Origin of the sequence: Zhongshania aliphaticivorans, from assembly GCF_902705875.1 — a bacterium.
GTDB classification, from domain to species: Bacteria; Pseudomonadota; Gammaproteobacteria; order Pseudomonadales; family Spongiibacteraceae; genus Spongiibacter; species Spongiibacter aliphaticivorans_A.
In genome coordinates this window covers 808,965-831,669 of the sequence record NZ_CACSIK010000001.1, presented here as the reverse complement: position 1 = coordinate 831,669, position 22,705 = coordinate 808,965, and the positions used below count along the sequence as shown (strand labels likewise).

Annotated in this window: 21 protein-coding genes; 8 read left to right on the top strand and 13 right to left on the bottom strand. The window is 45.1% G+C overall.

Features of this window, described 5'->3' with window-relative positions; all coding sequences use genetic code 11:
• Window positions 1–127: 127 nt before the first annotated feature.
• Window positions 128–370, top strand: coding sequence for a type II toxin-antitoxin system CcdA family antitoxin (locus AELLOGFF_RS03825; protein WP_159267431.1), 243 nt, complete (start codon window positions 128–130; stop codon window positions 368–370).
• Window positions 370–684, top strand: a complete 315-nt coding sequence (locus tag AELLOGFF_RS03820) for a CcdB family protein (RefSeq protein WP_159267430.1) — start codon at window positions 370–372, stop codon at window positions 682–684. The genes AELLOGFF_RS03825 and AELLOGFF_RS03820 overlap by 1 nt, the downstream gene beginning before the upstream one ends.
• 110 nt (window positions 685–794) lie before the next feature.
• Here AELLOGFF_RS03820 and AELLOGFF_RS03815 read toward each other — a convergent pair whose 3' ends face one another.
• The 6 genes from AELLOGFF_RS03815 to AELLOGFF_RS03790 all read right to left on the bottom strand — a co-directional run bounded on the left by AELLOGFF_RS03815 (window position 795) and on the right by AELLOGFF_RS03790 (window position 6,755).
• Window positions 795–1,643 carry a hypothetical protein gene (locus tag AELLOGFF_RS03815; RefSeq protein ID WP_159267429.1) on the bottom strand — a complete coding sequence of 283 codons (849 nt, stop codon included), beginning with the start codon at window positions 1,641–1,643 and terminating at the stop codon, window positions 795–797.
• A 412-nt stretch (window positions 1,644–2,055) separates the two neighbouring features.
• Entirely contained in the window at window positions 2,056–2,982 is a 927-nt protein-coding gene (locus AELLOGFF_RS03810) for a polysaccharide deacetylase family protein (RefSeq protein WP_159267428.1), read from the bottom strand.
• A gap of 2 nt (window positions 2,983–2,984) precedes the next feature.
• Window positions 2,985–3,926 carry a polysaccharide deacetylase family protein gene (locus AELLOGFF_RS03805; protein ID WP_159267427.1) on the bottom strand — a complete coding sequence of 314 codons (942 nt, stop codon included), beginning with the start codon at window positions 3,924–3,926 and terminating at the stop codon, window positions 2,985–2,987.
• Window positions 3,927–3,938: 12 nt separating this feature from the next.
• Window positions 3,939–4,610 (bottom strand): isochorismatase family protein, encoded by a 672-nt coding sequence (locus AELLOGFF_RS03800; protein ID WP_159267426.1) that lies wholly within the window; start codon window positions 4,608–4,610, stop codon window positions 3,939–3,941.
• Window positions 4,611–4,647: 37 nt separating this feature from the next.
• Window positions 4,648–5,556, bottom strand: a complete 909-nt coding sequence (locus tag AELLOGFF_RS03795) for a hydroxymethylglutaryl-CoA lyase (protein ID WP_159267425.1) — start codon at window positions 5,554–5,556, stop codon at window positions 4,648–4,650.
• Window positions 5,556–6,755, bottom strand: coding sequence for a CaiB/BaiF CoA transferase family protein (locus AELLOGFF_RS03790; protein WP_159267424.1), 1,200 nt, complete (start codon window positions 6,753–6,755; stop codon window positions 5,556–5,558). The genes AELLOGFF_RS03795 and AELLOGFF_RS03790 overlap by 1 nt, the downstream gene beginning before the upstream one ends.
• A 156-nt stretch (window positions 6,756–6,911) precedes the next feature.
• Between AELLOGFF_RS03790 and AELLOGFF_RS03785 the strand changes: the two genes are divergently transcribed.
• The 4 genes from AELLOGFF_RS03785 (at window position 6,912) to AELLOGFF_RS03770 (ending at window position 11,659) form a co-directional block, all read left to right on the top strand.
• The gene (locus AELLOGFF_RS03785; protein WP_159267423.1) at window positions 6,912–8,327 is read left to right on the top strand and encodes a 3-isopropylmalate dehydratase large subunit; all 1,416 of its coding nucleotides are present in this window, start codon (window positions 6,912–6,914) and stop codon (window positions 8,325–8,327) included.
• Window positions 8,327–8,995: a 3-isopropylmalate dehydratase small subunit gene (gene leuD / locus AELLOGFF_RS03780; protein ID WP_159267422.1), complete on the top strand. Its 669-nt coding sequence runs from the start codon at window positions 8,327–8,329 to the stop codon at window positions 8,993–8,995. The genes AELLOGFF_RS03785 and leuD overlap by 1 nt, the downstream gene beginning before the upstream one ends.
• 84 nt (window positions 8,996–9,079) lie before the next feature.
• On the top strand, window positions 9,080–9,970 hold the full coding sequence (locus AELLOGFF_RS03775) for a DUF4437 domain-containing protein (RefSeq protein ID WP_159267421.1): 891 nt from the start codon (window positions 9,080–9,082) through the stop codon (window positions 9,968–9,970).
• A gap of 132 nt (window positions 9,971–10,102) precedes the next feature.
• Window positions 10,103–11,659, top strand: a complete 1,557-nt coding sequence (locus AELLOGFF_RS03770; protein ID WP_159267420.1) for an FG-GAP repeat domain-containing protein — start codon at window positions 10,103–10,105, stop codon at window positions 11,657–11,659.
• Between the two features lie 1,009 nt (window positions 11,660–12,668).
• On the opposite strand, the gene AELLOGFF_RS03765 is transcribed toward AELLOGFF_RS03770, so the two are convergent.
• From AELLOGFF_RS03765 to AELLOGFF_RS03735, 7 genes are all read right to left on the bottom strand, one after another.
• A complete protein-coding gene (locus AELLOGFF_RS03765) occupies window positions 12,669–13,589 on the bottom strand; it encodes a carbohydrate kinase family protein (protein ID WP_159267419.1) in 921 nt (306 codons plus the stop codon).
• Window positions 13,589–15,130 (bottom strand): mannitol dehydrogenase family protein, encoded by a 1,542-nt coding sequence (locus AELLOGFF_RS03760; protein ID WP_159267418.1) that lies wholly within the window; start codon window positions 15,128–15,130, stop codon window positions 13,589–13,591. Before AELLOGFF_RS03760 ends, AELLOGFF_RS03765 begins: the two co-directional genes overlap by 1 nt.
• Window positions 15,131–15,201: 71 nt before the next feature.
• Window positions 15,202–16,917: a purine-cytosine permease family protein gene (locus tag AELLOGFF_RS03755; protein ID WP_159267417.1), complete on the bottom strand. Its 1,716-nt coding sequence runs from the start codon at window positions 16,915–16,917 to the stop codon at window positions 15,202–15,204.
• Between the two features lie 135 nt (window positions 16,918–17,052).
• Window positions 17,053–18,024, bottom strand: coding sequence for a sugar-binding transcriptional regulator (locus AELLOGFF_RS03750; protein WP_159267416.1), 972 nt, complete (start codon window positions 18,022–18,024; stop codon window positions 17,053–17,055).
• Window positions 18,025–18,077: 53 nt separating this feature from the next.
• Entirely contained in the window at window positions 18,078–18,752 is a 675-nt protein-coding gene (locus AELLOGFF_RS03745; protein WP_159267415.1) for an HAD family hydrolase, read from the bottom strand.
• A 615-nt stretch (window positions 18,753–19,367) separates the two neighbouring features.
• Complete coding sequence (locus AELLOGFF_RS03740; RefSeq protein WP_327785474.1) at window positions 19,368–19,898, bottom strand: lipocalin family protein; 531 nt, start codon at window positions 19,896–19,898, stop codon at window positions 19,368–19,370.
• A gap of 80 nt (window positions 19,899–19,978) precedes the next feature.
• Window positions 19,979–21,175: a CaiB/BaiF CoA transferase family protein gene (locus tag AELLOGFF_RS03735; RefSeq protein WP_159267414.1), complete on the bottom strand. Its 1,197-nt coding sequence runs from the start codon at window positions 21,173–21,175 to the stop codon at window positions 19,979–19,981.
• A gap of 130 nt (window positions 21,176–21,305) precedes the next feature.
• On the opposite strand from AELLOGFF_RS03735, the gene AELLOGFF_RS03730 reads away from it, so the two are divergent.
• Entirely contained in the window at window positions 21,306–22,235 is a 930-nt protein-coding gene (locus AELLOGFF_RS03730) for a hydroxymethylglutaryl-CoA lyase (RefSeq protein WP_159267413.1), read from the top strand.
• A gap of 110 nt (window positions 22,236–22,345) precedes the next feature.
• Window positions 22,346–22,570 carry a hypothetical protein gene (locus tag AELLOGFF_RS03725; protein ID WP_159267412.1) on the top strand — a complete coding sequence of 75 codons (225 nt, stop codon included), beginning with the start codon at window positions 22,346–22,348 and terminating at the stop codon, window positions 22,568–22,570.
• The last annotated feature ends 135 nt before the right edge of the window (window positions 22,571–22,705 follow it).

The following is a 22,705-nucleotide window of genomic DNA, read 5'->3' as shown; positions in this document are numbered from 1 at the left end:
GAAAAGCTCTAAGCCTCTAGACCTATAAGCACAGCCGCGCTTGTCATCTACCTTCCTTGTCTTGGTAAATGCCTTACTGCTAAGATGCGCATTACTTATACGCATTAGCTATGCGAGAGGTTTTAGAATGCGTGAAATATTTGACAAAAAGGCCCCAAAAAAGGCCACAAACCTGAGTATAAACAGCAGCTTACTTGCGGAAGCTAAAAGTTTAAAGGTAAACCTTTCTGCTACCCTTGAGCGCGCACTAGAGGAAGAACTCCGGGAAAATAAACGCAAACAATGGCGCGAAGACAACAAGCAGGCCATCGAAAACTGCAACCGCCTTGCAGACAATGGACTCTTTGCTGACAAACACCGGGGCTTCTAATGAAGCAATTTGATCTGTATGTGAACACAGATTCTGATAGCCACGCAACATACCCCTTCTTCGTGGATGTACAATCCAACTTACTGGATGGTCTAAATAGCCGCGTAGTTATACCGATTGCTTCAGCACAGGATGCAAAAGCATTTCCCAAAAACCTGTGCCCACTTGTAGAGATTGGCGGTTGGAAATATGCCCTTCTTACCCATCAAATCACGACCGTGTCAGTTTCTTTTCTCACCCAAAAAGAAGGCTCATTGCTACTGAATCGAACAGACATTATTTCAGCACTCGATTTTCTTCTGACGGGTATTTAATGCTGTTATAACCTGATTTTTTTTGAAGTGTAGTGTTATGTTACAGAATGAAGCGTAGTCTGAGATGTCAGGTTGATAACTTTGTTACCTATGCTTGACGTGAAAGACGACTAAAATGGTTTATCTTCATCGCTTAGGTTGTTTATCTCTATACTAACCTGATCTACCAGCCCAATCGCTGATCGCTTCAGCTTATCAATAGTATCTATATCAATATCAATTTTCACACCGTCCGCTGTTTTTCCGTTCCGATGAACAAGGTCATGACGCTTTACTATATATTTTTGCATATCAGCTATAGGTGGAAACGTTATGCCAAATGTGTCTTGATACATCTGCCTTACTGTTGGCAACTTATGATAAATCGTTCCCAGCATGATCGTTTTTGCCTTCTCTTCAATCTTTAGTGATTCATAAAAAATCTCACTCAGGCTAATTTTTTGTTTCTTAAATTCTGGATGCGTAGCTACAAATCTTTCCAAATAGTATTGTTTTGATAGTACTTCGTTTATAAATGCATCCGATAAATAAGTTTCAACGGCTCCAATTATGCTTATAAAAATCTGGCGTAAAAGTATTCTATGCAAGTTATTATCTGTAACATCCAGCCCCAGCAACCCATTAAGATCCTGCAACTCATTTATAAAACTTAACCTATAATCGGTATTTCTCGCGATTGCACCAAGTTCGTACTCATCCTCTTCGTTTCTCTCAAGTTCCCAAGGAGCTATCTCAACGTTCCAATCTTCGCTTAAACCTTTTATTTTTTTAACAACATACGAATCATTTTCTTGGCTAAATGTTAGATTGTGACTATATAAATTGCCATCCTTGGACACCCTTGCATTAATTTCATAATCCAACCCTTGTAGCTCTTGCCAAGAAATTCCCAAGATTTCAGCTAATCGAATATAACGACTCTCTTCGTTTTCTAAGTAATACTCTTTAATGCTACTCATGATTTACCTCGAGACACATAACATTCGTATTTTCTGCGCTGATTCATACATCCTCCGGTGGTTCTTTTTTACCATACGGAGTGTCTATAGTCTTGGGGGGTTATTCATGCCGATTTCCTTCATATTTTTCGATTCCCGCTTCTATACGCTTTTACTCATTACCTTGCCTTGATCATAAACCCGTTTAAATAAATCAACAACTTATGTGTGAGCCTCAGTGTTAGCGAGCCTACTTCTATTGAACCGGTGACTGACTCGCTGCCATAAACGAAATACTGCATAGATAATCAGCATCAAGGGAGTAGGTGATAGTTTGTATTAAGGTACTGAAAGCAAAGAAGGACGGGCTTCTCAGCAGTGAAGCCCGCCTATGTGATAGGGAAAATATAGTACTTGCGTAATGCCAGCCGGCTTATGACTGCTGTGATGCCCACGTGTCCAAGATAGTACTGGGGGCCGCACTCCACACCGCAGGGTTAGCCGCTAAAGTACTTAACACCGCTTCAAAAAACTGAATGCGATGGGGTTGGCCAAGCAACCAAGGATGAATATTTAAACTCAAGATACGCCCGCCAGAACGGTGCGCTTCGTCTAGCAAAAATGCTGCAGCGTCTTCTACCTGCTGAGCCCAGCTAGCTTCTGAATGCTGATTATTGACGATCACAAAACGGTCTTCAATTTCATTGCTCAATGGCATGGCGATCAAGGGCTTTGAGCTAGTTGAAAATTCATAGGGCATGTCATCGTTCACCCAATCTGAAAAATACCGCACTCCGTTTTCTGCCAATAGATCGGGGGTATTTTCAGATTCACTTCTCACCGGCGACAACCAACCGTCTACTGGCTGGCCCGTCAAATCTCTAAGCACGGATACGCATTCAACAATTTGTGACGACTCTTCTGCTTCACTCTGGCCGCCATAGTGCAAGGCATCCATGTGAACACCGTGGCCCAAAATATCATCGCCGCGTTCGCGTAATAAACCCGCTAAATACGGTATGCGTTGTAATAAGCGTGAGTTCACTGCAAAACTTGCGGTGATGTTGTTCGCATCTAAGGCTTTTAAAATACGGAACAAGCCCACGCGGTTACCGTAGTCGCGCAGCGAATAGTGGCGTAGATCGGGGTATGGCATTGTCATGCCACCAGGCACCGCAAACGGTACACCCTGTTGGTTAAGCGGGTAATACTGTAAATTCACATTGACCCAAAGTGCGAGCAACTTGCCATCTGGCCAGGTTACGGGCTTGCGATTTTCAAGCATTGACCAGCTATAACGATCATGGTCCATGCCGTAGCTGCGTTGCGGGTATTGTAAATAATCGTTCGGTAAGCTCATGCTCACAAGCCTCCTTGCACGTTTAGAATGGCGTCTTTGCTCGATGCTAAATAGTGCTCACGATAATACTCTGCAATCTCACGGCCAGTGGTCACCCACACATCACTGTGACCAGTGATGTATTCCAGCGCCTCTTCAAACGCTTTCATTCTGTGCGGGCAACTTACTTGATAATTATGGGTTGGAATGCACATGACCGTGCCACTCTCACTGCCTTCTGCGTATAAGCGATCAAAACAATCTTTTAGTTGCTGACCATAACGCCGTGGTTCAATTTTATTGACGACATAGGCGATGGTGTCATTCATTTCTAAGGAATAAGGAACCGAGACAAACTCTTTGCCAGAGCGAGTATGTATTGGCGTTGGCTGATCATCGTGAAATAAATCACAGGTATAAAAGCCGGCGTCGTCACCAAACAATTCACTGCCTACCTCGGCAAAAAGGTCGATGGTATTGTCGGAGTGAGACAGCGCGGGGGCGAGATAACCGGCACATTTTTGCCCAGTATGGCGGTGTATCGTGTCGATAGAGTCGCGAATCATTTCGCGTTCCTGAGCTTCACTCATGCCGTAGGTATAGCGGGTATTATAAATACCGTGGCTAAAAAACTCCCAGTTACGCTCGCTGCACTGGCTGATGATCTCGGGATGATGATCGCACAGCGCGGTGGACAGAGAAATAGAACCACGAATACCGTATTTATCTAATAATGCCATTTGGCGCTGATGGCCAACCCGATTGCCGTAGTCACGGATACTATAGCCTGCCACCGCAGGCGTCGCTTGCGGCCAGGGTTTACGCTGAGGATTGGGCGGCGGATTCAGCTCGTAAAATTCAATATTGGGTGCAAGCCAAAATGCCAATTTTGCGCCATTGGGCCAAGTTATTTTGGGACGTTTAAAGTAGGGCCAATAGTCGTAATATCCGGGATCTTCTTTCATGCCGCCCTCACCTTATTCCGAATCTTGTGTTGCCAACCAATCAAACACTTCTTGCACATCAACCACGTCGGCATACTTTAAAGCCAAGTCGGTAAGGTTGGCGAAGTGGTAACTTTCGTGTTTATCGGCCACACACTCTTCAGGAACAATGGTGCGGTAACCACGAGACAAAGAGTCTACCGCCGTTGCGCGAATACAACCTGAGGTGGAGCCGCCGGTGAGTATCACCGTGTCTACCTGATGCCAAACACACAATGACTGCAAATGAGTTTCAAAAAAAGCTGACGGCATTTTTTTTAAATAAATAACATCTTTAGCTTGATCAATCTCTAAGCGCTCATCAAATTGTGAGCGGTCGCTATCAAATTTAATGTTCTGCAAACTATCTGGGGTGTTAGTGCGCGTCCCCCAAATACCCGCATCGTCGGCAGAGTCCATATAAGCAACATGGGTCCACACTACCGGCCAATCCAAAGCGCGAAAAACCTTGGCAAGATTGTTAACATACTCAAGCTGACGCGGGTCAGTTTCATACGCCGTTTTATATAAATCCGTTCGCGTGTAGGCTTTTTGTGGATCAATATTGACCAAAACAGCCTTACGACCAAAACCAAATCTTTTTCTTGCCGGATTCGCTTTTATTTCTGCGTAAAGTTCACGTGCCGTTTTATCACTCTTTTCCATGCCATCCCCTATCTATTGCTTGCGCTCTAAAAACACCTTACATACGATCCATTTCTACTTGCCGGCGTATCCAGCGGCTTGAATGCCCGCCATCACAGTTGCCGGTTAATTCCGATACTAAGTCTATCGCGGCAAGCAGGCCACGAAAATTCAAACCAGTATCAAAACCCATCTGCTCTAGCATTACGGCAACGTCCTCGGTTGCTACGTTTCCGGTTGCACCCGGCGCAAAAGGACAGCCGCCTAGGCCACCAATAGAGGCATCAAATTTGCGGATACCTTGCTCAACGGCGGCATACACATTAGCCACGCCCATACCTCGCGTATCATGAAAATGACAACTAATGGCTTGCGTGCCGTGGACTGATTCAATGGCCTGCAATAAGTGCTTTACTCCGGCAGGCGAGGCGGCACCAATGGTGTCAGCCAGTACAACTTCACTCGCTCCTGCGGCTAGTATTTCGCCAACCAAATCTACCACTTGCTGGGTATCAATGACGCCTTCAAACGGACACTCCCATGCTGTCGCCAAATAAACCTGGCTTCTAATTCCCTCGGTTTTACTTAATGCCAAAACATCACTGCACACCGCCATGGCCTGCGCGGTTGTCATTTTGATGTTTTTTAAATTCATGGTTTCGCTACTCGCCACCACTAAGCCAACGGTATTCACACCCGCAGCCTTGGCAAGCTCGTAACCACGTAAATTAGGAATAAGGGCAGAAAATTCATAATCGCCCTTGGGCAGGCCAGCCACAACTTGATCGGTGCCAGCCATCGCCGGCACTGCCTTGGGCGACACAAATGCACCCACTTCAATATGTTTAGCACCGGCTGCTAAGAGTGATTCAATAATCTGCAGGCGCTGCGCGGGGGTTAATACCTTGGCTTGATTCTGCAAACCATCTCGCGGCCCAACATCATTAATAATGATCTTTTCAGACATTAAGCAATCACCCCTTGCTGTTTTAGCGTGGCCACGTCCTCTGGGCCATAACCCAATACGTCACACATCAACTCATCAGTATGCTGCCCTAGCAACGGCGCGGGTGTAAAGGATTCTTCTGAGGTGCGCGACATCTTAATAGGGCAACCCGGTGCTTTGGTTTTTTTGCCATTTGGATGTTCGCACTCAACCACCATATTACGGAAGTTGACTTGCTCGTCAGCAAATACCTGACTAAATTTATTTACCGGCGCAACAGGAATGCGCTTGGCATTGAGTTTTTCTAACCAATTTTCGCTTGTGTCTTGACTGAATATTTCTGCCAATGTGCCGTCTATAAAGTCTTTGTCTGCCAAGCGTCCCGGTTGAACATCGTATTTGGGATCATCAAATCCAGCACAATTAACCACTTCTTTTAAGTTCTGCCAGAAGTTGTCGGTAATAATCGCAATCACCAAATGGCCGTTCGCCGTTGGATAACTATTGTAAGGCACATGAACAAAGTGGGCATTGCCGATAGGGCTTGGGTCATCACCAGATAGAAAGTGCATTGTGGCCATATAACTTAGCAGCGACACTTGCACATCTAACATTGAGATATCCACATGCTGACCTTTTCCAGACACATTGCGCTCAATAATGGCCGCTAACACACCCATTATGCCAAACATGCCACCACCCAAATCGCCAATAGGGATACCGGCACGCACCGGCTGACTGCTGTCTTCACCGGTAATTGACATACCTCCACCGTAGGCTTGGGCTACTTGGTCAAACGCCGGACGTTTAGCTCCCGGCCCCTCCTCGCCAAACCCCGTTATGGAGCAGGTGATAATTTTAGGATTAACTTCAGACAGATGTGCGTAATCAATTTTTAACTTACTGGGCACACCCGCCGCAAAGTTATTAATTACCACGTCTGACTCTTTTACCAAATCGTAAAATAAGGCTAAGCCACGCTCTGATTTCAAATCAATACTCATGGTGCGCTTATTGCGATTTAGAGTAATAAAGTAGGCACCCATGCCATCTATAGAGTTTTTAGGGTCAGTGGCCAATAGCTTGCGTGTCCCCTCGCCGGTCAGCGGCTCGACCTTAATCATATCGGCGCCGAGGTCTGCCAAGGTCATAGTACAGAACGGCCCAGACAGCATGTGAGTAAGATCTAAAACGCGAATTCCCGCTAATGGCTTATTCATAATTCTTCCTAATTAGACTTTCTACTTGTGGGTAAGAGAGCAATACCCACCATAAAAACGCAGAATATTGTGACTTCAAGTGGATTCTCACATAAATTAAGTTATAATGATATAATGTTAAGCCATTAAGCACAACGAAGCACTGGTCGGTAATGAATGAATAACCTCCATCAACGTTCGCTCTTTGAAAAACTCTGGCAAAGCCACGAGGTCACCTCGCTGGGCGCGCGCCGGAGTTTGATTTACATCGACAGAGTGTTTCTCCATGAGCGCACCGGCAGCATTGCATTGCAAAGTTTATCGGAGCGAAAACGCAAAATTCCACGCCCCGAGCATGTGTTCTGCACCATGGATCATATCATCGACACAACACCGGGCCGCAATGACAATACCTTAATGCCCTCTGGTCATAAATTCATTCAAGCTACCCGTTACGAGGCCATTAAAGCCGGCATCACCCTCTTTGACCTTAACAACCCCGACCAAGGGATTGCTCATGTTATTTCGCCCGAGTTGGGAATAGCACTTCCCGGCTCTACCTTAGTGTGCCCAGACAGCCACACCTGCACACTCGGCGCAATTGGCGCCCTAGCGTGGGGAATAGGATCAACCGAGGCTGAGCACGCCATGGCCACGCGAACCCTAGACCTTGAAAAACCACTCTCTATGCGTATTGTCGTCAATGGCACGCTGCGCAGCGGAGTGAGTGCAAAAGACCTTATTTTGCATATTATTGCCGAATACGGCGCACAGGGTGGCAATGGCTATGCGGTTGAATTTGCTGGCTCAGCCATCCGCGATATGCCAATAGAAGAACGCTTCACACTCTGTAATATGGCAGTTGAGTTTTCTGCCTTCACGGGTTTTATCGCACCGGACGAAAAAACCATCGACTGGGTCAAGGGCCGCGACTACGCCCCCAAAGCAGACACCGCCGAACAGGCAGAGGCCTATTGGCTAGCCCTTAACAGTGATGAGGGCGCACATTTTGACAAAGAAATACAGATTGATGCCGATGCTGTTTCGGCAACCGTAAGCTGGGGAACCAACCCGCAACACTCGGTCGCCGTTAACGGCAGCGTTCCCAACCCCATGGCGTGTGACGACCCGCAACAGCGCGACGGCATGGAAAAAGCACTGAATTATATGGACCTAAAAGCCGAGCAGACACTAAACACCGTGGTCATTGACGCGGCCTTTATTGGCTCGTGCACCAATAGCAGGATTGCAGATTTACGCGCTGCAGCTGCCATTTTAAAGAATCGTAAAATTGCCACCAATCTACGTGCTGTCTGCGTGCCCGGCTCCGGCAGAGTAAAACGCCAAGCAGAAGCCGAAGGCTTAGATCTCATTTTTACAGCCGCCGGATTTGAATGGCGGGAGCCAGGATGCTCCATGTGTTTTTACGCTGGCGGTGAAACCTTTGGGGCCGGCAAGCGCGTTATCTCAAGTACCAATCGAAATTTTGAAGGCCGCCAAGGTCCTGCTGTTAAAACCCATATTGCCAGTCCGGTGACTGTTGCCGCATCAGCGTTATTAGGTCGTATTGGCAGTGCGGAGGAAATTATCTAATGGGAATCTTTGAAACCTTTTCGGGTGTTGCTGCCCCCTTATTACGACCAAATATAGACACGGATGCCATCATTCCGAGTCGAGAAATGAAATTAGTGTCCAAAGTTGGGCTTGGTGAAGGCTTGTTTGCAAGCTGGCGATACACCCTACCCGGAGGCAGAGAGGCGAACAATAATTTCGTCTTAAATCTTCCTGAATATCAGCATTGCAGCGTCATTCTCGCCGGTAATAATTTCGGCTGCGGCTCATCCCGCGAACACGCCGTATGGGCGCTGGCCGAATATGGCATAAAGTGCATAGTCGCCCCCAGTTTTGGCAGTATCTTTTTTAACAATTGCATTGCCAACGGCTTGCTCCCCGTTGAGCTGCCAGAACAAGAGATAGAACGCATTGCCGCATGGGTAGAACAAAACCCCCAGCAGCATAGGGTTACCGTGAATCTTGAAAATCAAACACTGCAATGGGACCAACAGCAAGCGCAGTTTGATATCGACGAAAATGCAAAAAAAATGTTGTTACAAGGCCTAGATCCTATCGACTTAACCCTTAGTATGAATAGTGAAATCGATAGATTCGAACAAGCGGATCGCCTAGCAAGACCGTGGATATATTTACCCAAGAAAGTAAAAGAACCGAAAAGAAACCCTGAAACTGCCGGCATAAGCTAAAGACACCGTTAATTTTATGCTGTTATTTAATTTATTTTGACCGCACCATTGAACAACACATGATTAATGTGACCAGGAGACGAAATGCGCCCACATGTAGAGCTGATCGATGCAAAAGATTTAATTTGGCATATTGCTGAGTTTGAACACGCCACCGGTACCGCACAACAACAGAACTTGTGCTACGACGAAGAAGACGGATCAGTATCGGCAAAAGTTAAATTTACCAGTGACTGGCAGCGACCTTCTGGCGTTCATAACGCCTTAACCGAGTGGTATATTTTAGAAGGTGAAGTCAGCCTCGGCGATCAAGTTTTAGTTGCCGGTGACTATTGGGCCGCACCAAAGGGCGTTGTGGCTCCGAACATTCAGGTTAAAAAAGACACCGTTATTTTACTCTTCCGTGAATACGGCGACTGGCAGTTTGAACCCTGTGAGCAAGATAAAGACTATGTTCGAGAAGACCAGAAATTGGTCGTCGCTCACAGCAGTAAAATGGATTGGATTGACGTTGAAAGCGGCAGCCCCATGCGCTTCGACTTAGGTGGCACCCCCGTTCCCGGTCTCTACATTAAAATGCTATACCGCGATGAAAAAACCGGCTTTTACACTCGCTTAATTAAAGCCAAGCCCGGCTGGAGAGAGCACCCTTTAGCTCATCACCCCGTATTTGAAGAAGCCTACTGCCTTGAGGGAAGTTTTCACTATAACTACGGTGAAATGTGGCCAGGCACCTACTTCTTCCGCCCTGCACTGGTACGTCACGGCGATTTTACCGCCGGTGATGAAGGCACTGTTTGGTTGCTCCGCTGCGATGGCGACTTGGTAGACTGGTATACCGACAATGCGTCGGTAGAAATGAAAGGCGATGCCGTAAACTGGGGACCAGAGTATCCCCACACTCTAAAACCCGTCTTACTTCAGCCTGTACGCTCGCGCTCTATAGGCCCAATGGATGATCCGTCTTACCAATAAGACGCATGATTAATTAGCGTCACTGCAACCGGCAATCCCCCCTGCCGGTTGCCAAACAATACCACCCGAAAATTGAAAGGATTTACCCCACGACTTCCTCTAAACCATCAATCAAACCGAGGCGCCCATGCTATGACTAGCCATTCGCTCTACTCCCGCATTTACCAAACAGTGCCGCTGACACTGCTTAGTGTATTCATTGCCTCCTGTAACAACAGCAGTTCCTCTGGTACATCATCTGGTAGCGGTTCCAGCGCCAACCCAATCGTGTATTCTGAGCATCCAATTAGAAGCGAACAACAATCGGCAGGCTTTATCGGCATAGGCGACCTTGATGGCAACTCAGACAACGGGCTAGAAATACTGCTCTCGACACTCGTAGAGCAAACGCCACCTGGCCCACCAAACGCTCTATCTCGGGGCGCACTGCGAATATTCAACACCTCTGGCTGCGACAGCAAAGACGGTAGCTGCCTTGATGGGCCTTGGGAAGAAAACATCTTGATTAATACCACTGACCTGCAAGGTTATCCCTTTATTAACACCCCGCAAATCTTTGATGTAAATGATGACGGTCAACTAGACATTGTGGTTCAAACCGGCTTCTTATCCACCTTGGGTGGCGCGCATTTCTGGCTAGACGGCAACGACTTAGATGGCCCGCTGCCACCAACTCAGAACTTCTTCTCACTTGCTAACACCACACCATTAACTAACAATTTATTTTTTTGGCATGAAACAGACCAAGCTGATATTGATGGCGACGGCTTGCTCGACATTGTAACCACCTCGGCCAAAACCCAAGGATTAGACAACCCCTTAGGATCAGCCAATGGCGAAGAGGAAATGAAGGTCCAGCTGTATACCAACAACGGCGGCACAGACCCCAGCTCCATGTTCGACTACAGTGAAATTGTTGCCATCGACACCAGCGGCAATGAAATTAGTAATATGGGCGGCGTCTTCATAAAGCTCTATGATATTGATAACGACGGCGACGAGGATATCGTCCTCAGCCAGTTTTTTGGGCATCCCACACCCACACCAGAAATACCCAACCCCGCCGTAATTTGGCTTGAAAATGACCTTTCAGTAAGTGGTGAATGGGTATACCGCATCATCGATAACAGCATTGGGCTCGGCTACCACATGGAATTTGCCGACATCGACAACGACGGGCAAGATGAGCTGATCGTTGGTGCCCACAACAACGACGGCGACCCGCGTTTTCAGGATGACGAAGGCAACCTCATCGTGCCTCCCGGTTTATATTGGTTTGAAATACCGAATGACCCGCTGGACGAAGCCAAATGGGAAAAGCACATCATATCCACCGACTTCCGAGTAACCCTGTACTATAGCAGCCCTGCCAGCCAAGGTGTGCCAGGTATCTTTAATGTGGGCGACATCAACAACGATGGCTTATTAGATGTCGCCGTGCCGGGAGACGGTAACGACAAGCTATTTGCCTTTATTCAACAAAGCGATGGCAGCTTCAGAGAAGACATTGTCGCAACTGGGAAAATGTTTGGTATGGCCATGGTAGCCGATATAGATGGCGATGGTAAAAATGAAATCGTTGCCGCGCAGCACAACTCCTTGGATATGGACCCTGCCGACACTGATAGCTTAGATGATCTCACCCTGCCCCCAGGTAGATTGTCTATCTTTCGTTACCCGCAGGACTAAACCACCCTTCTAAAAATTTGCAGGTAGCGGCAAAGTGGCTATCTGCAACTCTCCTCCTGTGGGATTATCATGTCGACGAGCTATCATCAAAATCATGATTTATCCTTGGCGCACTAAGTTATCCCTTAGGATTAAGCACACTTTAATATACCGTTAGAGATCAGCCTTACCCGCTTACCATGCGCCACAGCAGCAATTTCACCAAAAATAAATCCCGCCAAGATCTAAATTAAACAATAATCCGTAATGAAATATGAGCAATCAATAAGAGAGCGCATATTATGAAAAATCATGCCTTAAAACTATATGAATTCTATAAATACATCTTTGACTCAGAGAAAAATCCGCTTAGACACATACCTGACCCTGTCAGTCGATTTTATATTATGACGATATTGGCAGGCATGTGGAGTTTATCATTTGGACTTTATTTAGGAAGTATCATTTACTTTGGAATAAGCTTAGCCGCTCATGTCATACTGCTACTGATGTTTTTCTTCACGATGGCAGTGTTTTATGATGCAGAAAAGAATCAGTCCTCTTGGCTACTTAAATTACGCAGAGACAGAAATCACTTGTAATAAACAACACCTAAATTTCTGAACATGTCGTTATATTTAGGTTTTAATTTATGAGAACAGTAAAAATTAGAGAATTGAATGGCGTAAAGTCATCTAGGCTGTCTTGACGTCATTCACTTATCATTACTATCTAGCACGCATAGCAAAACCTGCATCACCTAAAATTGTAATAAAAAATTGTTGTGATTATATTATCGATAAATCCTACTACTAAAGCATTTGTAACCATCACGTATTCTAATTACAGACGAGCAGACAACCAAAACAGGAATATTCGGCTTAACATAAAAAGGCTTGTACGGTTTATTTAAATAAGCGATAAGGTGTCGAGCTCAACGACACCGGGTGAAATTCAGTCAGTACACCCATGAAGTGTTACTAAATTTAAGAATAATGAAGCTCTTTAACGCTAATCTACTTGAACGTGTTCAAGCTGGACTCATAAAGTTAGCAATATCATCCAGCCCTAGCACCGGCGTGGCACCTTGGTGCTCGGCAACCATCGCACCCACTGCGCATGCAAAATCAACTGCATATTGAGGATCAGTATCACAACAAAGTTGATAAATCAGCGAACCCAAAAAGGCATCGCCAGCGCCAACAGTATCAACAACATTTATTAAATATCCCGAGTTGTAGTACTTTTTATCCCCTATTTTAAGCAAAGCACCATGACGACCTTTGGTCACACAGATAAACTCCGTCGCGGTTTTTTCAGCAATGAACTCTACATTTTGCTCTAATGACTTGAATTTGGAGCCCATCTCCGCAGCAATTTCATACAATTCATCATCATTTAATTTTATACAATGGGCGGCATTCATTAGCTCAATTAGGGTCGCCAAGTTGTAATGTGGCTTTCTCAAATTAACATCAAATATATTGAATTTTGAGACAGCGATTAACGCCCTTAGGGTTGTAAGTGAGGTATCGTTGCGAGCAATTAAACTGCCAAATACAAAAATATCTGACGAAGCTACCTTATCCATTAGCGGCTGTGAAATAACAATATTATCCCACGCCGTATCGGCAACAATTTGGTATGAAGCAGACCCGCTTTCATCTAAAACAACATCCACTAGACTGGTCTTTTTCACTGTATCTACACTGAGATGGTCTACACCCAAACCCCGATCTTTTACCGCATCAATTAGCTCACGACCCAAGGCATCATCACCAACGGCGCTGAGTATATCAGCGTGTATTCCCAGCGAATTAAGGCGAAGACAAACATTGAGTGGCGCGCCACCTAAACGTTTTCCATCTGCAAAATAATCCCAAAGCACTTCACCAAAACAACTGATCACAATACTATCTGGCGCTTTATGCTTAGCAAAAATACTCGTCATTACATACCCTCCGCCACGGTAGTGATCTTTTGCCTCAATGTCGTATTCATAACATCTTTAATCTTAGCCGATGGCAGATATAAGGCCGCGATTGCCTTTGAATACGACGTGGTGAAGGCCGCATCATTGATCAAGTTGCCAAACACAGCAGTTAATTTAAGGAAGGACAGACTATCTTCAGCTGTCTTTTTGGCATGATCAGCAAGCTCTGTATACATGACATCCTGAATATCAATGTCGACACCCAATTCATTACATGATTTATCACAATATAAACACCATGCCGCTATCACTAGGGTAGCCAATGACACATCACGCTGTGCCGCGATATTGTCTTGAATAGTCGCGATTAAAAACTTAGGGAGCTTAGCCGAACTCTCTGAGCAAATACGAACCAAGCTATCTTTTATATTTGGGTTAGAAAAGCGCTCAATTAAGGTATCTTTATAGGCTTCTAGATCTATGCCATTCATGGGCTCCAGCAATGGAGTCACCTCCATATCCATAAATGCACGCAAGTAAGTAGCAAAGTCCTTATCAGAAACCACCTCATCAATGGTGTAATAGCCATGAATGGAGCCCAGCAAGCCCAATACCGAGTGGCCCGCATTAAGCAATCGAATTTTCATTGTCTCGTATGGCGTGACATCCTCGACAAACTGCGCACCAACCGCATCCCAGTTAGGCCGGTCGCAACAAAAATCGTCCTCTATTACCCACTGGCTAAAGGACTCACAAGTAATTGGCCATAAATCACGCACTCCCAAAGTGGTTTGAATATAGTCAATATCGGCTTGGCTTGTTACAGGGGTAATCCGATCGACCATGGCGTTAGGAAAACAAACATTCTCCTCTATCCATTCAGCCATTGAAGTCTGTTGGAGTTTAGCCAAGGACACCAGCATTTTTTTTGTAACGCTTCCGTTATGCTGAATATTATCGCAAGACTGTACCGTAAACGCCGGCAAACCATTGTCTTTACGAATTTTTAAAGCGGCAATAATATAACCAAAGGCCGTTACGGGATCATTGGGATACTGAATATCATGGCGCACATCTGGGTGGCTATCATCAAAGTCACCATTGGCGGGATTAATATTATAGCCCCCCTCCGTGATAGTGAGAGAAACGATTTTAGTATCTGGGTGCGTAAGCTTATTGATAACTTGCTGTTTATTATCAGGCGCTAGAACAAAATCTATCATTGAGCCGACGATTTTATTTTCGACCTTACCCGTAGGATGTCGTACCGTCACAGAATATAAATAATCTTGCGCTTGTAATATATCCCGTAGCTTTCTGTTGCTTTCAAATAGGCCCACACCACAAATGGCCCACTGTTCTGCCCCAGGTGTTTTTAACAACTCATTAATATAGACAGCTTGGTGGGCACGATGAAAGCCACCTACACCAAGGTGAACAATACCTACTTTCAGCTTGCTGCGATCATAAAGTGGGATATCAACGGTATCTGGCAACGTCAACATTGTATGCCGGTTAAGCCGTGGAGATTGGTCTCCCGTCATTATTGCACTATTCATCTAATTGACCTTACCCAAAACAGTTCATATATCAGTAATGGCATGTCGCGCCATTACCAGCTTAGTCGCGTTTATTTATTTACTTTTTTATGACGTTTCAAAGCCCAATATGAGCTAAGGAAATAGCTTATGGTGCAAATAAAGCAGTACAGCTCAAATTGTTTTTTATTGTCAGCATAAACATCAATATCGTCGCTAAAGAACATTACTTGGCATGCAAACCCAAATATAAGAAGCAATGAGATAACTGACACCATATTCAGGATTTTAGTCAATACACTAGTATCAACCACCATGGGCGTAACATCTTCATGTAATGTAGCTTGGTATTCTTCTATCTGTTGTTGCTCTAAAGCTTCTGCAGCGACTTCTTTCTCATAGGGTCGTCCAGCGCCGTAACGCTTAGCAAGCAAGATATAAACAACAATAGAAAACATCCACGTGGGAATAAATAGATAATAGAAAGACATAATATCTAAAGCATTCAATCCAAAACCAAAGACCAAGGCCAATAGCCACGATGCAATGGCCGGAACGCTTCGAGATATATTTTGATATTTTGCCCAGTATCTTGTTAAGCCCAATTTTGGAAATAAAACGTGTTCCGCAAACACAATCCCACCGACAGGCACCACGATGAGCCCTGCATACGTTAACAAAGGCAACATCTGAGTAAAGACAAAGGGAAAGCAGGCAATAATCACCGTCACCATACCAACGATCGCCGTGGTTTTTTCTCTAGAGTGATTCACAAATATTGACTGCGCTGCTAAGCCCGCACGATATAGATTTGCATTAGCCGTTGTCCAACCGGCAACAATAACAATAACAAACCCCGTCATACCCAGTGCGTGGTAGGCCACATCACCCGGATCAAGGTGGCTGATCGTGGTTTTTAGTATGACCGCTGCTCCAGCGCCCATAATACCAGCGGATATCCACGCTAAATAATGGCCGAAAAACATACCCACACCAGAAAACAAACCGTAGCTTTTACGCTTTGCGAATCGAAATATCGCCATATCGATTAAGCCAAAGTGGGTAATTGAGTTAGCCGCCCATGCAAAACCGATAACCTCTAACAAACCGATACCAGGTTCACCGCTGCTCGTGGTGCCAGTCCATATTGAGCTATTACCAATAGTTATAAAGTCTGACCAACTAGACATTGTTGTCACGCCTAGCACGTGATTTGATAATGCCGGAAATAAGTTAAACGACCCCGCAATAAAAATGACAAATAACCACGGGGCACATAATTTTGAAAAGTCTGCCACTGTCGAGAAACCAAACATAGCCACAACAACAACAATTGACCCCACCGCCAAAACGATTGCTACAAACCAGAAACTACTGGGGTACCAATTAAGTTGAGCGGGAATATCAAAAAGAAACCTAACAGCAGTTGAAGAGACGGTAATCATCGCCGCCGAAATCACTGCAAATATGCCGACATTTGCCCAGTTATAGAGCTTGGTCATTGAGTTACCGGCAATTTTATTTAAATAATTATATAAACTTAAACGCGTTTCTACGGCGATTGGCGCGGTTAACAACCACCAAGAACACATCGCTAATAAATTACCGATAAACAAACCCAATAAAATATCTTTGGTAGCAGCGCCTAATGCGACGAAGGTTGCACCTATTACAAATTCCGTTGCCGCAACGTGCTCACCTGCATACAAACCCGCAAAGTGCTTCCAGCCATGTAATTTCGCCTTGGCTACCGGCATTTGCTCTTCGTTTATAGTGCTAAACGCATGATTATTCTGATGCTCTGCCATGGTTTTCGCCTTTATTAGAAGCTGTCACCGCCATAAACCGCGTGGAAGTAAAAGCATTTTTTATGAATATTACTTGCTTTAATAACTTAGCAAGGTCGTTTTAAGTAAACCGTACCTAAAAAAGACACGCTATTTCTAATGACTATTAGCTGAAATTTTAAGGATTTTCCTTGCGGTATGTTCATTCGTAACTAATGAGTTAATTAGCTTGCCGGTTAGGGCTGAGTGAATTGCCAAGACTTTATCGTCACCAGCAGCAATACCGTATATCGGCTTATTAAGCGTTGATTTTAATGGCGCACTCAGTACTCGCTTATTGGTATCATTGCTCAACAACTTACCGTTTATGTCATATAGCCAACTAATGATTTCACCCTTCGCACCCTCATCATTTACAAGGTTTAACTCTTCAGCATTAATAAATCCGTCGAGTAACAAGGGGGATTTCTCACTGATCTGACCTATACCCACAAAGCGGACATCAGCCTGCTCAATCAACTTAAAAATACTTTTTACAGGGCTTAAATTATGCAGGGTTTTCTTTTCTTGAAGTGTAGCGGCGACCACGGGTAGCGGCATAGGATAGTGCCTAGCATTAACTTTATTGGCCATCGTTACTACGATATCGAAGGCAGATGCCGATCCATCTGACATCATATTCCCGACCATTGAAACAATTTTATGCTGTGAGCACTGCATGACGGGAAGTTCATCTACACAGGCTTTTAACGCCCTTCCTGTACCAAATCCAATAATTTTTGGGGTGTCTGACTTTAAATATCGTTCGATTATTCCCGCACCACACTGCGCTAAGCCCGCGCTGCTATTAGGTGTTGCTGGATCACTTGGTACAATTTCACAATCATAAAGATCAAAGCGCGCTGTTAACTGTTGAGCTAACTCCATGCATTCAGTGATGGGGTGTTCCAGCCTTACTCTCAGCAAACCTTCATTAACGGCTAAAGCCACTAAACGTTGCGCAGACTGTCGAGAAACGTGTAATTTTTGTGCAATTTCATCCTGGGTATTTTTTGCTACGTAGTAGAGCCACGCAGCCCTAGCTGCATCCTCCAAACGCTTCAATTCAGAACTGGATTTATTGTCCATTGCACTTTCCTTTACTTATTTTTATGTCGCTAATACGCCAAGTATCGACGATATTATTTTATAAATAATGAGGGCTGGATAAACTCGAAATCCTGCCAACTCTTTATAACTGGCACATCAGGAAAAGCCTTGGTAATCATATCTTCAGACTCTGCGATATGACTCCCACCCTTATAATGAGCAAGCTGCATTCCAGCAGCTTTTGCAGCCGTTACACCGGCCAGACTATCTTCAATAACCAAGCAATTGGCTGGACTTGCCGCCATGCTGTGGGCTGCATGTAAAAACAAATCTGGTGCGGGCTTTCCATTCTTAACTTCTTCTGCTGTAAATATCGTTCCTTCAAAGAAGTCACTTAAACCAGTAATAGCTAATGCTTGCTGAGTTCGCGCCCGACTGCTGCTAGTAGCTAAACAAAAAGGCAGGCTAAGCTGAGCTAATACGTCTTTAACGCCCAGCGTCGCCTGCAAAGTTTTGTTAAATTGCGCCATTAATGCGACTCGATATTCATCTTCAAATTCAGCGCTTAACTGCAGACCGAATGCATTGAGTATTTTTTCTGTGACGCTTTTAAAGCTACATCCTAAATAATGTTTTTGAACATAATCTGTATCAATAACAATACCGATCTCTGACAATTTTTGAATTAATACTTGCGCACTAAGTATTTCGCTATCGATTAATACGCCATCACAATCAAAGATGATTAATGTTATTTTTTTATTCATTGCATTACCTGTTACGGCCCATACAATCATTAAAATTGCTATACCGCGGTGAACAGTGGCTAGATCCCAATGATTATTAAACGAGCGCGACACCATCAAGTTACAAGTCACGCTAAGCAAATTTATAGATACTTGGCTCCACATAAGAACTTATAGCAGTAAAGCCACTAAATGAGCAAATGCTCACTATGTGAGCACAATCCCATAAAAGACTGTTTTTGTCAATATTGTCAGGCTCAAGCCATCCTTAGAAATCTAAAGCCTCACCAAATACAAGCGTTAACTGACTGATATTTAAAACAAAAATAAACGAATGGGTTGAAGGCCCTATTAGCTAGAAAACCGCTGAAAATGACACACAACAACGGACAGGGAAGATAGCGCCCAACGAGGCTTTATAAAAAGGAGGCTAGATCATAGCAACGGTTAATTAATCACAGATCAGGTAAATCGGGACAAGTAAGTCGGCATTGCGCCAATCGGCGTGCCAATACGGTTTATATTTCTTCTTATAGGTTTATTCTTCTCTATACAGTACTCACTGCGAGCATATTGCCATGATCGCGGTGAGCACATTTAAACCTACTGCTATACGTAGACTTCCAGCCAGCGCGCTTATTCCCCTTTCATCGCTTCGCTGTGATCTACCCATATAACACTCTCGGTATCGAATCCCTTGTCAGCAGACATTTCAATAAATTTTTGGCGAACTTCAGCCGAAATTTCAGGCGACCGCGAAAGCAACCAGAGATAATCAGTATTTGCACCAGACACAAAGGCATACTGGTAATTTTCTTCTAATTCATAGACCACATAAGAACTATAAAAAGGGCCAAAAAATGACACCTTTAAATACCCTTCATTCTGCGAGCCAACAAAATAGGCTTTACCCTCTGCCTCCTTCCACTCTTGATTTTCAGCTTTATAACCTTTGTTAAGGACCTTTACCCCGCCATCATCACGCAAAGAATATTCAGCACTTACCTGAGACATACCACGCTCAAAGGAATGATCAAGGCGGGCAATCTCGTACCATTTACCCAAAAACTGATCTATTTCGAAATTTTGCACAGGTGACACGGACTCTGGCATCCCCATGCAACCCACCAATAAAGCACTCAGACTACCAATCAACTTTTTCATCATTATCCTTTCATCCCTTATAACGAGCCGCCAACAAAAAAAATCATATTTAATAGTCTAGCGCTTTATTGCGAATTAACACCTTACCGAATGACACCGTTACGGGACAATTCGGCAATTTTCTCGTCACTATAGCCGATGCTTTGCAGCGCTTGACGACTGTGCTCTCCCTCGCCGGGTAAATCTTGACGCAACCCCAATCTTCTTCCCGCCAAGTCTATTGGCAATCCGGGCAGCCTAGCTTTGCCGCCATTATCAGGCAAACTCACCTCAATCAGCCCTCCACCCGCATTTAAATGGGGATCATCAAATAAGTCTGAAGGTGATGCTATTGGAGCAAAGGGCAATCCAGTTTCCTCTAACTTCGCCATTAACTGTGGTTTAGTCAAAGCCCCCAGCTGCTCACGTATAACCGGAAGTATGCGCTCACGCTGGCTAACCCGATCATTATTTAACGCCAAACCTGGGTCGCTTCCAAAGGATTCTAGATTGAAGGCCTGACAGAATATTTTCCATTGGGTGTCGCTTACAACACCAACAAAGACTTGCTCGCCATCGCAGGTATCAAATATATCGTAAACCGCCCAAGCTGAAGTGCGCACTGACATCGGTTGCAGAGGGTTGCCACTTACTGCCTGTTGCGCCATGTGTTGGCCAACCATAAACGCGGTACTTTCAAACAAGCTACTTTTGACCTGCTGGCCCAAACCGGTACGATGCCGTTCTTCTAATGCCGCCAAGATGGCAATGGCGCCAAACATCCCACCGGTGATATCTATAACACTGGAACCCGCCCGCATTGGCTTGCCAGGCAGACCTGTCATATAAGCCAAACCACCCATCATTTGGGTTACTTCATCTAACGCCGTGCGATGTTGATAGGGGCCATCGAGAAACCCTTTTAAAGAACAGTAAATCAAACGAGGATTCGTTTCCCGCAGTGCTTGATAGGAAAACCCCAATTTATCCATGGCACCGGGGCGAAAATTTTCAATTAAGACATCCGCTTTATCAATTAAGGTTAAGGCAACCTCCTGCCCCTCCTCTGATTTTAAATCTAAGCACAAGCTCTGCTTATTACGGTTATACATGGGAAAGTAACCCGCACCAGAGCCTTTCAAACGCCGTGTATTATCGCCTTTTAATGGCTCAATTTTGATGACTTCTGCGCCAAGGTCTGCCAGCACAAGACCGGCACTCGGCCCCATCACCATATGGGTGAATTCAACCACACGGATGCCGCTAAGCGGTAATGTATCGTTCGGCACTTGCTCTGCCATTATCACTCTCCACCTTATTCTCGCACCTTGGTTCCACGGAGAAGTGGACATCAAACAAGGTAGCATTTACAATTTGACCTTATGTTATAACAATATATCTTTTGTTACCACCTCATGTAGCGAGCAGACGATGAGTACAACCAAAATTGACATAGAAATAAGTGAAGTCGGCCCAAGAGATGGCCTACAAAGCATTCCTCAGATTATGGCCACCGCCGATAAAAAAGCATGGATCTCGGCTGAGGCCAGCGCTGGCGTCAGCGAGATTGAAGTAGGCTCATTTGTCCCAGCCAAAATACTACCGCAGCTCGCGGATACCGCTGAACTAGTCCGCCATGCACGCAGAATAGCGGGCTTGACCGTAGCCGTGCTGGTACCCAATTTGAGAGGTGCGCAGGCAGCCGTTGAGGCTGGCGCTCACAAAATCTCCATCCCATTTTCAGTGAGCGAAACCCACTGCCAACGAAATGTGAATCGCAGCCACCAACAAATGTTTGAAGAAATAGAGCGCATTATCGCTTTAATGAACACCGCAGACGGCCCAAGGCCACATTTTGAGGTAGGTCTTTCCACGGCGTTTGGCTGCTCAATAGAAGGCCCCATAGCAGAAAGCAAAGTCGTGGCTATAGCAGAAAAATTAGTCGCACTAGGTGTAGATGAAGTCGGCCTATCTGACACCACAGGTAGCGGCAACCCGGCTCAGTTGCGCCGATTAGTAAAACAAATATGGGAGCATTGCGGTCGCGATAAGCTCAACGGTGTTCACCTCCACAACACCCGTGGTCAAGGTTTAGCCAATGCCCTCGCCGCCGTTGATCTAGGACTTACGACGATAGATAGCTCACTCGGCGGGATTGGCGGCTGCCCCGCCGCCCCAGGTGCCAGCGGCAATATCGTGACCGAAGACCTTGTGTTTATGCTTGAAGCCATGGGGCTTAACACTGGGATTGATATTGAACAGTTAATATCAGTACGTACACTGGTACAAAATGCGCTTCCCAATGTTGAGCTTTACGGCTTTACTGCCAATGCTGGCCTGCCACTAGGTTTTACATCCTAAAGAAGATGGGAGAGACTGGCAGATTATCTTAGCCATCAAGCCAAGCGACATCATGGATTTAATAGCGTGCTAAGAAATAGCCAAATCCTAGCAGCACAAGAGATGCTCGTATGCCAGTAGAAGAAGCTGTTACCGGAGGAATCATTAGAGTCATAGCCTGGTTTGTTATGGATATTTTCTTTGGCGCTTTATGCTGGGGAATTGGATGGCTTATTCTAAAAGTACTTTCACTTGGCACCTACCCAAGCCAAGATACAAAGTCAGGCCCCATCATTGCAACAGGTCTTTCAGTATTACTTATCGTGATAACCGCCCTTATGATTTATATACTCTAAAACCAACAACGTTATTAGCTTTATGACCTATTAGAAAAAAAGCCTTACAAGTTACACGGGTAACTTATAAGACTCATATCATTGTCGTCTTGTTTGATACCGCAGCTTAAAAATCAGCGATTATTTACAAGTATG

What these genes read in the sequence shown, in the direction of transcription:
- AELLOGFF_RS03825 (WP_159267431.1), top strand. Translation starts at nt 128, where the DNA reads ATGCGTGAAATATTTGACAAAAAGGCCCCAAAAAAGGCCACAAACCTG.
- AELLOGFF_RS03820 (WP_159267430.1), top strand. Translation starts at nt 370, where the DNA reads ATGAAGCAATTTGATCTGTATGTGAACACAGATTCTGATAGCCACGCA.
- AELLOGFF_RS03815 (WP_159267429.1), bottom strand. Translation starts at nt 1,643, where the DNA reads ATGAGTAGCATTAAAGAGTATTACTTAGAAAACGAAGAGAGTCGTTAT.
- AELLOGFF_RS03810 (WP_159267428.1), bottom strand. Translation starts at nt 2,982, where the DNA reads ATGAGCTTACCGAACGATTATTTACAATACCCGCAACGCAGCTACGGC.
- AELLOGFF_RS03805 (WP_159267427.1), bottom strand. Translation starts at nt 3,926, where the DNA reads ATGAAAGAAGATCCCGGATATTACGACTATTGGCCCTACTTTAAACGT.
- AELLOGFF_RS03800 (WP_159267426.1), bottom strand. Translation starts at nt 4,610, where the DNA reads ATGGAAAAGAGTGATAAAACGGCACGTGAACTTTACGCAGAAATAAAA.
- AELLOGFF_RS03795 (WP_159267425.1), bottom strand. Translation starts at nt 5,556, where the DNA reads ATGTCTGAAAAGATCATTATTAATGATGTTGGGCCGCGAGATGGTTTG.
- AELLOGFF_RS03790 (WP_159267424.1), bottom strand. Translation starts at nt 6,755, where the DNA reads ATGAATAAGCCATTAGCGGGAATTCGCGTTTTAGATCTTACTCACATG.
- AELLOGFF_RS03785 (WP_159267423.1), top strand. Translation starts at nt 6,912, where the DNA reads ATGAATAACCTCCATCAACGTTCGCTCTTTGAAAAACTCTGGCAAAGC.
- leuD (WP_159267422.1), top strand. Translation starts at nt 8,327, where the DNA reads ATGGGAATCTTTGAAACCTTTTCGGGTGTTGCTGCCCCCTTATTACGA.
- AELLOGFF_RS03775 (WP_159267421.1), top strand. Translation starts at nt 9,080, where the DNA reads ATGCGCCCACATGTAGAGCTGATCGATGCAAAAGATTTAATTTGGCAT.
- AELLOGFF_RS03770 (WP_159267420.1), top strand. Translation starts at nt 10,103, where the DNA reads ATGACTAGCCATTCGCTCTACTCCCGCATTTACCAAACAGTGCCGCTG.
- AELLOGFF_RS03765 (WP_159267419.1), bottom strand. Translation starts at nt 13,589, where the DNA reads ATGACGAGTATTTTTGCTAAGCATAAAGCGCCAGATAGTATTGTGATC.
- AELLOGFF_RS03760 (WP_159267418.1), bottom strand. Translation starts at nt 15,130, where the DNA reads ATGAATAGTGCAATAATGACGGGAGACCAATCTCCACGGCTTAACCGG.
- AELLOGFF_RS03755 (WP_159267417.1), bottom strand. Translation starts at nt 16,917, where the DNA reads ATGGCAGAGCATCAGAATAATCATGCGTTTAGCACTATAAACGAAGAG.
- AELLOGFF_RS03750 (WP_159267416.1), bottom strand. Translation starts at nt 18,024, where the DNA reads ATGGACAATAAATCCAGTTCTGAATTGAAGCGTTTGGAGGATGCAGCT.
- AELLOGFF_RS03745 (WP_159267415.1), bottom strand. Translation starts at nt 18,752, where the DNA reads ATGAATAAAAAAATAACATTAATCATCTTTGATTGTGATGGCGTATTA.
- AELLOGFF_RS03740 (WP_327785474.1), bottom strand. Translation starts at nt 19,898, where the DNA reads ATGATGAAAAAGTTGATTGGTAGTCTGAGTGCTTTATTGGTGGGTTGC.
- AELLOGFF_RS03735 (WP_159267414.1), bottom strand. Translation starts at nt 21,175, where the DNA reads ATGGCAGAGCAAGTGCCGAACGATACATTACCGCTTAGCGGCATCCGT.
- AELLOGFF_RS03730 (WP_159267413.1), top strand. Translation starts at nt 21,306, where the DNA reads ATGAGTACAACCAAAATTGACATAGAAATAAGTGAAGTCGGCCCAAGA.
- AELLOGFF_RS03725 (WP_159267412.1), top strand. Translation starts at nt 22,346, where the DNA reads ATGCCAGTAGAAGAAGCTGTTACCGGAGGAATCATTAGAGTCATAGCC.